This is a genomic window from Pseudomonas sp. S2_A10 (genome assembly GCF_054668465.1).
The window spans coordinates 4,436,150-4,449,156 of sequence record NZ_CP162773.1 but is presented as its reverse complement, the minus strand read 5'-3'; the positions used below and the strand labels follow the sequence as shown (position 1 = coordinate 4,449,156).

The following is a 13,007-nucleotide window of genomic DNA, read 5'->3' as shown; positions in this document are numbered from 1 at the left end:
TCATGGATACTTCCCAAGAAAACCCTCTGGAAACATCGCTCCGACTGGCGGCCGATGAACCTGCGCATCGCCCTGAGTTCTATCGCACCCTGCTGGATTCCACTGTCTACATCCTCGGCACCGCCGGTGCGGCGCAAGGTCATGTCAATCTCGAAGCCGGCAGCAACATCAGCATCGCCCATTGGCAGAAGCCCGATGGCACGCCGGTCATTCCGTTCTTCTCCTCGCTGCCAACGCTGCAACAATCCATCGACAGCGAGCAGAGCTATGTAGAAATCCCTGCCCGATCATTGTTCGAAATCACGCTGGGCGCGCTGCTCTTTCTCAATCCGAAGTCGCCGTACGGCAAGGAATTCTTTCCGGAGGAAGTGCAACGCCTGCTCTCAGGCGAAATCGGCCGGCCCGCCACGCAGCGTACCGTTGAAAAAGAAACCAACGTCTTGCTTGGACAGCCTTCGGACTACCCATCGACGATGGTCCATTCGCTCTCGCAACTGCTGGCCAAACACGCCAATGTGAAACGCGCGTTCCTGGCGCTGATGCACGACCCCTCGGTTGATGAAAAACCGCACTTGATCGTCGGCATCGAAGCAGATGGCGATATCGAACAGGTCATGCGCGAAGCCGGCAATGTCGCTGCGGACACAGCCCCTGATGGCGGGCCGGTTGATTTTTGCCGCGTGCTGACGGGACAAGCCGGGCTGAGTGATTACTTCCTCAGGGAGACCAAACCGTTCTACGAGCGCAAGTCACCGAGCAAGCTGCGTTCGTTCTTTGGCTTTGGTTGAATACGATCTGATGAAAATCGCAGTCGCCTGCATGTCGCTTGATCAGCAGGCCAGTGGTCGATTCTCATGAGCGTGACCTTGGATTCTCTCAACCCGCCCTCATAACAGTGGGTATCCCCCCATCGTCTCGAGAGGAAGCACACACCATGACCACTCAAACCGAAACTGCCATTCTCGCCGGCGGCTGCTTCTGGGGCATGCAGGATCTGTTGCGCCGCTATCCGGGTGTGCTGAAAACCCGCGTCGGCTATACCGGCGGCGATGTGCCGAATGCGACCTATCGCAACCACGGCAACCACGCCGAAGCCATCGAGATCGAGTTTGATCCGGCCGTGATCAGCTACCGGCAGATCCTTGAGTTCTTCTTCCAGATCCACGACCCGAGCACGCCTAACCGTCAGGGCAACGATCTTGGCCCGAGCTACCGCTCGGCGATCTACTACCTCAACGACGAGCAGCGTGCCGTCGCTGAAGACACCGCCGCCGATGTAGACGCATCGAAGTTGTGGCCGGGCCGAGTGGTTACGGAAATAGAACCGGCCGGCCCGTTCTGGGAAGCGGAACCCGAGCATCAGGATTACCTGGAGCGGATTCCGAACGGCTACACCTGCCATTTCATCCGGCCTAACTGGAAACTGCCGAAGCGCGGTTGAAGAAACTGCTGGCGGGGTTCAATGCCCCGCCACCACCGAAGCTTCTACAGAGCGCGGGCCCGACTTGAAACCGTGGGCCCGGGCACCCCAGGCAATGGCGAAGGCGATAGCGACCAGTGCCAGCATGGCCCACGGAAATGAGGTAACGCCCCACTGATCGAGCAGCACGCCGCCGACGACACCGCTGCCAGCGATCGCGCTGTTCCACGCCACTACGTTCAACGACAAGGCGACATCCGCTCCGTCGCCCGCCGCATCAGCCAGCGCCGTTTGCAACAGCGTCGCCGCGCCGCCAAAGGTTAAACCCCATGCCGCCACGCCGAGATAAATCACCTCTGGGCTGCCTCCGCCAAATCCCAGCGCCACGCAGACGGCGGCAAAGGTCGCCAAACTCAGCAGAACCGTCGAACGCAGCAGCGGCTCGACCAGCTTCGCCGTCAGCCATATCCCGACCAGAGCGGCGATGCCGAAGCTCAACAACACCACATCCACCCGCTCGGCCATGCCCGCCGGCGCCACGAACGGAGCGATATAGGTGTAGAGAATGTTGTGCGCCAGCATCCAACTGATCACCACTGCTAGCACAGGACGCACGCCCGGGGTAGTCAGGACTTTGCTCAGCGATAGGCGTTGATGGGCCGGCTGCGGCGGGTAGTCGGGCACTTTCACCAGTACCCAGACGATCAGTACCAAGGTCAGCGCCGACATCAGACCGAATGTAGTGCGCCAACCGACCAGCCCACCGAGCCACGTACCCAGAGGCACGCCCAGCGACAGCGCAATCGGTGTGCCGACCATCGCCAGCGCCAACGCCTTGCCCTGCTGTTCGGGCTCAACCATGCGTCGCGCATAGCCGGCCAGCAGACTCCATGCCAGACCCGCCGCAACCCCGGCGAAGAACCGCGCGACCAGCGTCACGCCGTAATGCGACGACAGCGCGGTAATCGAATTGAACAGCAGGAAACCGACAATCGTCAGCAGCAGCACGTTGCGGCGCCGCCAGCCCCGGGTGGCGATGGTCATCGGGATCACCGCCAGTACGGAACCCAATGCGTACGCGGTAACCATTTGCCCGGCCATGGACGGCGAAATCGCCAGGCCTTCACTGATCAACGGCAACAGGCCCGCCGGCAGGGTTTCGGTGACGATGCAGATGAAGCCAGTCATGGCCAGCGCCAGCAAAGCGCCGATGGGCAGACCTTTTGGCGTAGCCGTTAACGTGATTGAAGGTGTCACTGGAAGCTCCTCGAAAAAACCGACTCAGATTTAAATACCGATCGATCTAGATCCTGAGGGTGCATGCGCAGCGTTGTCAACAATTTCTGTATCGACTAGTCTTTATATTAAATCAATGAGGAGTCAGGTCATGGCGAGAACCGGTCGCCCCCGTCAGTTTGATCGCGACGACGCCGTCGATCAGGCTTTGCAACTGTTCTGGCAACACGGCTACGACGCGACATCGCTGGCCCAATTGAAGGCAGGCCTGGGTGGCGGTATCTCTGCACCTAGCTTCTACGCCGCGTTCGGTTCCAAGGAAGCGTTGTTCGATGAATGCGTGCAGCGTTATTTAACCACCTATGCGCAAGTCACCGAGTGCCTGTGGGACGACAGCCTGCCACCACGCCAGGCGATCGAGACCGCTTTGCGCCAGTCGGCACGCATGCAGTGCGACGACACACACCCCAAGGGCTGCATGGTTACCCTCGGCGTCATGAGCGCACCGAGCCCGGAAACCGCCCATGTGGCGCAAGCCCTGACCCACTCAAGGCAGCGCACCCGTGCCGGCATTCAAGCCTGCGTCGAACGCGCTGTGAATGCCGACGAGCTGGCCAGCGGCACAAGTGCGGCGGCGATGGCGACGGTATTCGACAGTTTCCTGCAGGGCATATCCATCCTCGCCAGAGACAACACCGCGCTGGAAAACATTGATGCTGCTATCACTCAGATCATGCAAATCTGGGAAATTGCCGCCACGCGTAAGGCGGATTGATCAAATCACAAATGCACCGGTGCCACCGGCGCCGAACCCGGCTCCGGCACATCGACATTGACCTTCAGGGCAATCAGCAGCGCGGCCAGCAACATCAGAATTCCAGCTGCTACAAACACGCCATTGATGCCGCTGAAACTGAACACCGAACCGCCGGCGGCGGCGCCTGCGGCAATCGCCGACTGCACCGATGCGACGACCATGCCGCCTGCGCTTTCGGCCTGATCGGGTATCGATCGCGCCACCCAGTTCGACCATGCCACCGGCACGCCACCGAAGGCCATCCCCCACAGAGCCAGAAGCAACGCCTGCCCGGTGAGCGACGCCGGTAACCCGACCAACGCCAGAGCAGCAACGCCCACCAACACCGGCATCAGCACCAGTGTTGCGCGTGGATTGCGCTGCAACAGCCAGCCAGCGAACAGCGTGCCGGCAAAGTTCGCCACGCCGAAACCGAGCAGCATCAGCGCCAGCGTCTGCGCGCCGACTCCGGTGGTGCTTTCCAGAAATGGCCTGATGTAGGTGAACAACGCGAAGTGGCCGGTGTGCACCAATACACAGCCGAACATGCCAATGGCAATGCCCGGTCGCAGCAACACCTCAAGCACCGTACGCAGGCGTGACGGTCGATGCGGCGCCAGACTCGGTAACGTGAACATTTGAAAGACCAGCGTCACCACGCCAACCGCCGCAGCTGCGAAAAACGCACTGCGCCAGCCAAACTGGCCGCCGAGATAGCTGCCCAATGGCACCGCGACCACGGTCCCCACGGCGATCCCGCTGAAGATGATCGATAGCGCCCGTGGCAGCAGCGCCGCCGGCACCAGGCGCATCGCCACGGCCGCCGCCATGCTCCAGAATCCGCCCAGAGCTATGCCCAAAAGGATGCGCATGATCAGCAAAACTGCGAGGCTCGACGACAGCGCCACCAGCAGATTCGACGCGATCATCAGTACCGAGAAACCGAGCAAGACCAGCCGCCGATCAAGACTGCGCGTCAATCCAGGTACGAGCAATCCGGCAAAGAGCGCCACCACTGCGGTCACCGTCACTGCTTGCCCGGCCAGCGCTTCGCTGACGCCAAGGTCGAGCGCCATCGGCGTCAGCAGGCTGGCCGGCAGATATTCTGCGGTGAGTAAACCGAACACCCCCATCGCCAGTGAGAAAACCGCCATCCACGCAGGAGCCATCGGCTCCTCTTCAGTTCGCCCATCACCTACACATTCATTCATTTCCAGACTCCCTCGGACATTTCGAGAGGGCAGTCTATTGACGGCAAACCGGATGATCTATGATGCGCAGTCTTGAACTTTTGATCGAAACCCCGAACATGAGCAGCACTGATTCCTTTTCACTGTCATCAGACCTGATCACAGAATTGCTGCGCAGCATGCGTCTGCGTGGCGTGCAGTATCGGCGGATCCACGCCGGTCCGCCGTATGGTCTGGGTTTCAGCGACAAATCGGGCCATGCGTATTTCCACTTCGTTGCCGCTGGATCGACGGTGTTGCGACTGGAGGACGGCAGCCTTTACGAGTTGGCGACGGGCAATGCGGTATTCATTGCCCATGGTGCCGCGCACCAGTTGCTGTCACACCCAAACGCCGAAGTGCAGGACATTGACAGCGCCGTCGCCGCGCCACTCGGCGATACGGTCTGCGCGGTGCAGGTCGGTCACAGCGCCGTTTCGCCCGATAGCGCCCTGCTCTTCAGTGGCTGTATGGAGTTCGAGCTCGGCAGCCTGCAGGGCCTCGGTCGGCTGATGCCGGGACTGATGCTGATCGACGCCGGCGGCCAGCGTTATCCGGGGCTTATGCCAATTCTTGCGACCATGGAACGCGAAGTCAGCGCAGCGCGCATCGGCTTCGCCGGCATTCTCGCTCGCCTTGCCGACGTAGTGGCGGCAATGATTGTTCGTGGCTGGGTCGAATGCGCTTGCGGCAATGCCTCCGGTCTCGTCGCCGCCCTGCGCGACCCTCGTCTGTCGAAAGCTTTGCTGGCCCTGCACCAACAACCGGGGCGCGACTGGAGCGTCGCCGAACTCGCAACGCTGTGCAACACCTCACGCTCGGTCTTCGCCGAACGCTTCCAGACCACCCTCGGCACCCCGCCGCTGCGCTACGCCACCGAACTGCGCATGCGCCTGGCCAGTCAGTGGCTGACACTGGAAAGACTGCCGATCGAAGAAGTGGCGCAGCGCTTGGGCTACACCTCCCAAGCGGCGTTCAGTCGTGCGTTCAAGCGGATAACGGGAAGCTCGCCGGGAGCGAGTCGGCGCCAGCGCGCACTGTAGAAAATTGCGTTAACAGGGCGGCAATGAATCCGAGCCGCCCTCACCGCTGGATTTTCCCCAGCCCCGCGCCCACCCGCTCAGCAGCCTGCAAATCCCCACGCGCCTCCAACTCCTGCGCCACTTGCCGCAACTGCTCAACCGTGAACCCCACATTCAGACTGATCTTCAAATGCGACTCCAGTTGCGACTCCACCCCAGCCATTGCCGCCAGCGCGCCAACCGTCGCCAGTTCCCGATCCGTCCATGCCAGGTTGTCGCGGGCGAAGATGTCGCCGAACAAGTGCACTTTCAGGAACTGATCGATCGCCGGGGCGAATTCGAAGAGCGGGCCGGACACTGGCGCGCCGACCAGACGGGTCTGATTGTCGGTGCCGAGTTCGGTAAGTGCATACCCCGACGGAACCGGGCCGGGCTCTCGTCCGGGCGCGTCTTCAATGCCCCGCGCGGCGCGTTCCTGCACAACCTTCATTAGCAAGGACAAGGCGTTGAGGCTGCGTGGGAACCCGGCGTAGGCGTACAGCTGCACCAGAACTTCCTTGGTTTCGCTGATGCTCAACCCGGCATCGAGGCCGCGATTGAGTGCGTCGTGCAAACGCGGCATGTCGCCGATTGCAGCGTTGGCGGCAATCGGGGCGATCGCCAGTTGCTTAAGCGTCAGAGGTTGTTCTTGCATGATCGGTTTCTCCGGTGATCGGGAAGGATTGGCGCACAGAGGATTCACGCAGGCTGCGCTGGCGAGGACCGCGCAGCCGAGAGCCACAATGCGCAGAAGGCGCGGCTGATGCAGGTTTTTCAGCTTCATCAATGAATCTCCTCACTCATCCAGCGTGAACGTCACCCGCACATCGCCACGCCCCAAGGTCTCGGCCAAGTCCTGCGGCCGGTCGATGCGACCAAGGCGCGAATAGCGGTAAGACGAATCGAAGGTTTTGTAGAAGACCACCAACGTATCGTCGCCATACAAAAGGAAATCGCCGTTGTGGATCGTGCCCGGCCGATAGGGCTGCGTGGGCAAGGGCGGCTGCACGGTGGCGTATTTTTCGTTGCTGTGCAGGTCGACCATGTTCAGGCTCAGCGGCAATCGCGTGAGCAATTGCCGAGTGCTCGGGTTGTCCTCAAGAGCAATGGCAAAACGGTGTTCTCCGACGGTCATCCACATCGTGGTCTCCTCCGGGTTAGCAGCAGACTGAGCAAAGGGCAGCCATGCCATCAGTACGAATCCCTTCCAGCCGTTGGCAAAAATCCGCATCGCTTTGCTCCGTCGCGTTGAAAGTTACTTCAGGTTGCTCTTGAAGAACTGCGTCAGCTTGGCAAAAGGAATCAGCTCGGCCCGGTCGTACAGATCGACATGACCGGCATTCGGCACAATCACCAGTTCTTTCGGCTGCCCCGCCAACCGGAACGCCTCTTCGCTGAACTCACGGGAGTGCGCATCGGCACCGGCAATAAACAACATCGGGCGCGGCGAGATGCTCTCGATATCGACGAATGGATAGAAGTTCATGAACTTGGTGTTGCTGCTCAGCGTCGGGCGCGTGGTCTGTTGCGGCGTCGAGCTGGCCGGGGTGAATTCGCCGCGCGGGGTGCGGTAGAAATCGAAGAATTCACGCTGGATCGGATGGGTGTCGGCCTTCAGTTCCAGCACCGTGCCGCCGGTGTATTCGACCTTGCCGCCAGTGAACTCGGCGTAACGCTGCTCGGCCGCTTGCGCAATGATCTGCTTGCGCTGCGCAAGGCTTTGCGAATGCTTTAGGCCGTCACGGTTGGCGGCGCCCATGTCGTACATGCTGACCGTGGCGATGGCTTTCATGCGCGGGTCGATTTTCGCCACGCTGATCACGAAGCTGCCGCTACCGCAAATGCCCAACACGCCGATGCGCTCGCGGTCGATGAATGGCCGTGTGCCGAGGTAATCGACGGCCGCGCTGAAGTCTTCGGCGTACATATCCGGCAGCACGGCATTGCGCGGCGCGCCCTCGCTTTCGCCCCAGAACGACAGATCCAGCGACAAGGTGACAAAGCCCTGCTCCGCCAGTTTCTGTGCGTACAGATTGGCGCTCTGCTCCTTTACCGCGCCCATCGGATGACCAACGATAATCGCCGCGCTGCGGGCTGCCGGGTCGAGTCCTTTAGGGACAAACAGGTTGCCGACCACGGTGAGTTGATATTGATTTTTGAAGCTGACCTTCTGCGCGGTCACCTTGTCGCTTTTGAAGAAATTGTCGGCACCGTGGGACATGTCAGCTCCGAATGCAGTGAATGAACTCAGGAGAAACCCGAGCAGTATGAACAGTCGTTTCATGGGGGCGTCCTTGATCGAGAAGCCAGGCGTGGCCGGGATGAAGGTATTGTTGCGCAGGCTCTAGGCTTTGATTAGCTAATGAGTGCTTAATGCGGTTATAAACACTGCTAATCAATAAACCTGAGCATTGCGCCATGGCCAAACCCAATTTCAACGACCTGCTCGCCTTCGTCACCGTTGCCCGCAGCGGCAGCTTCACCCGCGCGGCGGTGCAACTGGGCGTGACGCAATCGGCGGTGAGCCAGGTAGTCTCGGCGCTGGAAGCGCGTCTGAAAATTCGCCTGCTGACCCGCACTACGCGCAGCGTGTCACTGACCGCGGCCGGCGAACGCTTGCTGCACACCGTGGGTCATCGTTTCGATGAGATCGAAGCCGAGCTGGACGCCCTGACCGAGTTGCGCGACAAGCCCGCCGGCACGGTGCGCATCACCTGCGGCGACAACATCATCAAGACCACTCTGCTGCCCAAGCTGACGCCACTATTGCTGCAATACCCGGACATCAAGCTCGAGTTCGATATCAACTACGGTTTCCGCGACATCGTTGCCGATCGCTTCGATGCCGGCGTGCGTTTCAGCGATACCGTCGCCCAGGACATGATCGCCGTACCGATCGGCCCGCCACTGCGCATGGCCGTGGTCGCGTCGCCCAGCTACTTCGCCCAGCACCCCGCCCCGCAACATCCGCGCGATCTGGCGGCGCACCGTTGCATCGACATCCGTTTTCCGACCTACGACGGCGTCGATGCATGGGAATTCGAGCGTCAGGGCAAAAAGTTGAAAGTGCGAGTCGACGGGCAACTGGTGTTCAACTCCACCGTGCACATCGCCGACGCGGCTGTGAACGGGTTAGGGATTGCCTACCTGCCTGAAGACGAGTTCGGTACGCATCTGGCTGAAGGGCGTTTGGTCAGGGTGCTGGAAGACTGGTGCGAACCGTTCGGTGGCTTCCACCTCTACTACCCCAGCCGCCGCCAACCGTCGCCGGCGTTTTCACTGGTGGTGGATGCGTTGCGCGTGGTCAGAGACCCAGCCCCGTTGTAGGAGCGAGCCTGCTCCGATAGCGTCGGCACATCCAACAGAGTAAGTGCCTGACCCAGGGCTTTCGCGAGCAGGCTCGCTCCCACAGGGTTTTGCGTCAGATCCCGGAAATCAATCGATTCACAAATCCATTGTGGGAGCGAGCCTGCTCGCGAAGACGCCAGACCAGGCAAATCATCTCTGCATGCCACCCCGCGCGCGCCTCACAACTTCGACACATCCCCGGTAGCCTCGGCAATCGTCGCCAAGGTTTCCTCCATGCTGGCGATGTCTTCATGCAGCTTTTGAAACACCAGATCCAGCGACTCGGGAGCGTCCACGGTCTGATGGCCACGCAGCGACTCGACGCTACTGCTCTCTACGTGTTGAAGAATGTCCACGCTTTCTCGCAGTGCCAACAGCTGATCAAAGATCGCGGCAATCTGCGCCTGGCTGCGAGTGCTCATCGCTTCCCCGGCTTACAGATCAGTGATCTCCATCCCAGACATGTGATGACCATAAATCAGCCCCTTCTAAAGAAACGATGAACACAGAAAACAACAGCCTGCTCAGCCTTTGGTTTTTCGCGGATCGGCAGCGCGCGGTAAAGTGCGTTCTTGCGTGAATGATCAAGACCGATGATGGATTGACCTTGAGCAGTTCAGAGAGTTTGAAAGAATTAATCCCGACTCAATACGCGAACTCGTGGCCCAATTCGCTCTCCATCCACGCCAGAAAACGCCTCACCCGTGGAAAGCTCGAATGCGCCTTGGGATACACCAAATGGTGCGCCGCCACCGCAGCACTCAGTGATTCAGGCGCTACTTCAACCAACGTGCCCGCTGCCAGATACTTCTGCGCAAGCAATGTGCTTTCCAGCGCGAAACCCAAGCCATGACTCGCCGCTTCCAGCGACATGTACGAGCGATCGAAGCTCAATGCGTAAGGCCGTTCCGGACGCGCCAGACCATGCTGGGCAAACCATTGCGGCCATTTGAGCAGAGTGGCTTCCGACAGAATCAGATCGCACTCCAGCAGATCCGACGCGCCGCGTACCGGGCGTTGCGCGAGCAGTTTCGGTGAGGTCAGCACCGCGAACGTCTCGTTCCTGACCGTGCGCACCTCATAGCTTGGCCAGTTCGGCAGACCATGGCGGATATCGACGTCGATCTTGTCGCGACTGAAGTGCAGCGATTCATAGGAGCACGACAGATTGATCTGTATGTCCGGATGACTCGCACGAAACGCTTCCAGGCGCGGCATCAGCCAGAGCAGGCCGAAGCTTGGCGATGAGTGCAAGCGCAGGCAATCGAGGCTGACATCGCTGGCCGCACGCTCGGTGGCAACGGCGAGACTGTGCAGAATCCCGGAGACTTCCTTGAGGTATTGCTCGCCGACCGGCGTCAGCGAGACGCCACGGGCAGCACGGACGAATAATTGCCGGCCGATCATCCCTTCCAGTTTCGCCAGTTGATGGCTGACTGCCGAGGGTGTCAGGTCCAGCACTTCCGCCGCTCTGGCGACGTTGCCGAAGCGCGCGGTTTGTTCGAAGGCCTGAATTGCTTTCAGCGGTGGCAGGATGATCGATGCCTCAGTGTCTGAGCGCATAGGGACTCCGTGGTGATTTCTTGTGATGTACGGACCGGTTTCATTCAAGCATTTGCGAAACGGTCTGACGAGTGCTGAATTTTTTTCAGCATTGAGTGACTTCCGCGTTATTGCTCACGCTCGCCCCGGAGGACAAGCTGAGTCATCGGTTACTTACACACCGACCCAATAAAAACAATTCGAGGGAATCCTCCATGCTTCTTCAAGGCAAAGTCGCAATCATTACCGGTGCCGCATCTGCCCGTGGCATTGGCCGCGCTACCGCCAGTACATTTGCGCAACACGGCGCTCGCGTGGTCATCCTCGATCTGGATGCATCCGCAGCACGTGACGCCGCCGCAGCACTGGGCGAAGGTCATCTGGGCCTGGCGGCCAACGTGGCCGACGAAGCGCAGGTTCAGCAAGCCGTCGCCGCCATCATCGAGCACTTCGGGCGCATCGATATCCTCGTCAACAACGCCGGCATTACCCAGCCACTGAAGACTCTGGATATTCGCCCTTCGGACTACGACAAGGTGCTGGACGTCAGCCTGCGCGGCACTTTGCTCATGTCCCAGGCGGTGATTCCGCTGATGCGCCAACAGTCTTCCGGCAGCATCGTCTGCATGTCGTCGGTGTCTGCCCAGCGCGGCGGTGGCATCTTCGGTGGCCCGCATTACAGCGCAGCCAAGGCTGGGGTGCTGGGTCTGGGCAAGGCCATGGCACGGGAATTGGGGCCGGACAACATCCGCGTCAACTCCATCGCCCCGGGCCTGGTTCACACCGACATCACCGGCGGTCTGATGCAGGATGAACGCCGCCACGCCATCATCGAAGGCATTCCGCTGGGGCGCCTGGGTCAAGCGCAGGACGTCGCCAACGCCGCGCTGTTTCTGGCCAGCGACCTGTCCGCTTATCTGACCGGCATCACCCTCGATGTGAACGGCGGCATGCTGATTCACTGAGTAACTCTGGGCGGGCCTGCGTGGCCCGTGCGGTTCTGGATCGATGACGCAGCCGGGCCTGATGGCCTGGCGGTCAATAAAAACAAGAGATCAGACCATCATGACTACCCTGTCGCTCGAAGCGGTTTCGACCGTGCGCTCTTCTGCCTACCGCAAAACGGCCTGGCGGCTGATGCCGTTCCTGATGCTGTGCTACCTGTGCGCCTATCTGGACCGGGTCAACGTCGGTTTCGCCAAGCTGCAAATGATGAACGATCTGGCCCTCAGCGAAACGGTCTACGGACTGGGCGCCGGGGTGTTTTTCATCGGCTATTTCCTTTGCGAAGTGCCTAGCAACATCATCCTGCACAAGGTCGGCGCGCGAGTGTGGATTGCGCGGATCATGATCACCTGGGGCATCGTCTCGGCGCTGTTCGCCTTCGTCGAAACCGCCTGGCAGTTCTACGCGCTGCGCTTTCTGCTGGGGATCGCCGAAGCCGGTCTGGCGCCGGGCCTGCTGCTCTACCTCACCTACTGGTTTCCGTCCTATCGGCGAGCGCGCATGACCGTGTTGTGGTTTATCGCCATTCCGCTGTCAGGCATGGTCGGAGGCCCGCTGTCGGGCTGGATCATGAACCACTTTGCCGGTGTGCACGGCTGGGCCGGCTGGCAATGGATGTTCGTTCTCGAGGCGGTGCCCACCGTGGTCGTCGGCCTGCTGGTGCTGAGTTATCTGAAGGACGGCGTGCATCAGGCGACCTGGCTCAATGACGAGGAAAAAGCGCTGATCACTCGCGAGCTGGCCGAAGACGACCAGCAAAAGGTCACCCACGCCTCGGTCGGCGAGTTCATCCGCGACCGGCGCTTGTGGCTGCTGGCGGCGATCTACTTCTGTGTGGTCATGGGCCAATATGCGATCACCTTCTGGCTGCCGACACTGGTGCGTAATGCAGGGGTTTCCGACCCGCTGCACATCGGTTTCCTGACCAGCCTGCCCTATCTGTGCGCCATCGCCGCCATGCTCCTGGTCGGCCGCAGTGGCGACAAACACCGCGAGCGCCGCTGGCACCTGATCGTGCCGATGATCGCCGGTGCGATCGGCTTGAGCCTGGCAGCAATGATGGGCGGCAACCCGACCTTGTCGATCCTCAGCCTGTGCCTGGCCGCCTCCGGCATTCTGTCCGCCACCTCGTTGTTCTGGATGCTGCCCACCACGCTGCTTGGCGGGGTGTCTGCGGCCGCCGGCATCGCGGCGGTCAACAGCTTCGCCAACCTCGCCGGGTTTTGCTCGCCCTATCTGATCGGCTGGATCACTACCCTGACCGGTTCCAGCGCCATCGGCATGTACCTCATCACCGGGGTGCTGTTCCTCGGCGCGAGCCTGGTCCTGCGTATTCCCGCCGCTTTGGTCAATCGTTGAGTCAACGGAGT

General features: G+C 60.7%; 14 protein-coding genes. 7 read left to right on the top strand and 7 right to left on the bottom strand.

Annotated features, from left to right (window positions below; translation table 11 throughout):
* The first annotated feature begins 2 nt into the window (after positions 1-2).
* Together sseB and msrA are read left to right on the top strand one after the other, a co-directional pair.
* Positions 3-788 carry an enhanced serine sensitivity protein SseB gene (gene sseB, locus AB4N41_RS20010; protein WP_095179694.1) on the top strand — a complete coding sequence of 262 codons (786 nt, stop codon included), beginning with the start codon at positions 3-5 and terminating at the stop codon, positions 786-788.
* A gap of 146 nt (positions 789-934) precedes the next feature.
* Positions 935-1,441, top strand: a complete 507-nt coding sequence (gene msrA / locus AB4N41_RS20005; RefSeq protein WP_016774420.1) for a peptide-methionine (S)-S-oxide reductase MsrA — start codon at positions 935-937, stop codon at positions 1,439-1,441.
* Between the two features lie 18 nt (positions 1,442-1,459).
* Here msrA and AB4N41_RS20000 read toward each other — a convergent pair whose 3' ends face one another.
* On the bottom strand, positions 1,460-2,677 hold the full coding sequence (locus tag AB4N41_RS20000) for an MFS transporter (protein ID WP_076563247.1): 1,218 nt from the start codon (positions 2,675-2,677) through the stop codon (positions 1,460-1,462).
* A gap of 130 nt (positions 2,678-2,807) precedes the next feature.
* Between AB4N41_RS20000 and AB4N41_RS19995 the strand changes: the two genes are divergently transcribed.
* Positions 2,808-3,431 (top strand): TetR/AcrR family transcriptional regulator, encoded by a 624-nt coding sequence (locus AB4N41_RS19995; RefSeq protein WP_460137922.1) that lies wholly within the window; start codon positions 2,808-2,810, stop codon positions 3,429-3,431.
* Between the two features lie 5 nt (positions 3,432-3,436).
* Here the strand turns inward: AB4N41_RS19995 and AB4N41_RS19990 are convergent, their stop codons facing one another.
* A complete protein-coding gene (locus AB4N41_RS19990) occupies positions 3,437-4,663 on the bottom strand; it encodes an MFS transporter (RefSeq protein ID WP_435405993.1) in 1,227 nt (408 codons plus the stop codon).
* Positions 4,664-4,722: 59 nt separating this feature from the next.
* Between AB4N41_RS19990 and AB4N41_RS19985 the strand changes: the two genes are divergently transcribed.
* Entirely contained in the window at positions 4,723-5,724 is a 1,002-nt protein-coding gene (locus AB4N41_RS19985; RefSeq protein WP_435405992.1) for a cupin domain-containing protein, read from the top strand.
* A gap of 40 nt (positions 5,725-5,764) precedes the next feature.
* Here AB4N41_RS19985 and AB4N41_RS19980 read toward each other — a convergent pair whose 3' ends face one another.
* The 3 genes from AB4N41_RS19980 to AB4N41_RS19970 form a co-directional block, all read right to left on the bottom strand.
* A complete protein-coding gene (locus AB4N41_RS19980; RefSeq protein WP_252877964.1) occupies positions 5,765-6,397 on the bottom strand; it encodes a carboxymuconolactone decarboxylase family protein in 633 nt (210 codons plus the stop codon).
* A 141-nt stretch (positions 6,398-6,538) separates the two neighbouring features.
* A complete protein-coding gene (locus tag AB4N41_RS19975) occupies positions 6,539-6,973 on the bottom strand; it encodes a cyclophilin-like fold protein (protein WP_224787240.1) in 435 nt (144 codons plus the stop codon).
* 24 nt (positions 6,974-6,997) lie between these two features.
* A complete protein-coding gene (locus tag AB4N41_RS19970; RefSeq protein WP_252877963.1) occupies positions 6,998-8,026 on the bottom strand; it encodes an alpha/beta hydrolase in 1,029 nt (342 codons plus the stop codon).
* A gap of 134 nt (positions 8,027-8,160) precedes the next feature.
* On the opposite strand from AB4N41_RS19970, the gene AB4N41_RS19965 reads away from it, so the two are divergent.
* Entirely contained in the window at positions 8,161-9,069 is a 909-nt protein-coding gene (locus tag AB4N41_RS19965) for a LysR family transcriptional regulator (protein WP_095179691.1), read from the top strand.
* A gap of 200 nt (positions 9,070-9,269) precedes the next feature.
* On the opposite strand, the gene AB4N41_RS19960 is transcribed toward AB4N41_RS19965, so the two are convergent.
* Together AB4N41_RS19960 and AB4N41_RS19955 are read right to left on the bottom strand one after the other, a co-directional pair.
* Complete coding sequence (locus AB4N41_RS19960) at positions 9,270-9,512, bottom strand: hypothetical protein (protein WP_041480449.1); 243 nt, start codon at positions 9,510-9,512, stop codon at positions 9,270-9,272.
* A 223-nt stretch (positions 9,513-9,735) separates the two neighbouring features.
* The gene (locus AB4N41_RS19955) at positions 9,736-10,653 is read right to left on the bottom strand and encodes a LysR substrate-binding domain-containing protein (protein ID WP_252877962.1); all 918 of its coding nucleotides are present in this window, start codon (positions 10,651-10,653) and stop codon (positions 9,736-9,738) included.
* Between the two features lie 194 nt (positions 10,654-10,847).
* Here AB4N41_RS19955 and AB4N41_RS19950 point away from each other — a divergent pair, with 194 nt between their 5' ends.
* Positions 10,848-11,597, top strand: a complete 750-nt coding sequence (locus AB4N41_RS19950) for an SDR family NAD(P)-dependent oxidoreductase (protein ID WP_252877961.1) — start codon at positions 10,848-10,850, stop codon at positions 11,595-11,597.
* 100 nt (positions 11,598-11,697) lie between these two features.
* Positions 11,698-12,996 (top strand): MFS transporter, encoded by a 1,299-nt coding sequence (locus tag AB4N41_RS19945; RefSeq protein ID WP_123442684.1) that lies wholly within the window; start codon positions 11,698-11,700, stop codon positions 12,994-12,996.
* The last annotated feature ends 11 nt before the right edge of the window (positions 12,997-13,007 follow it).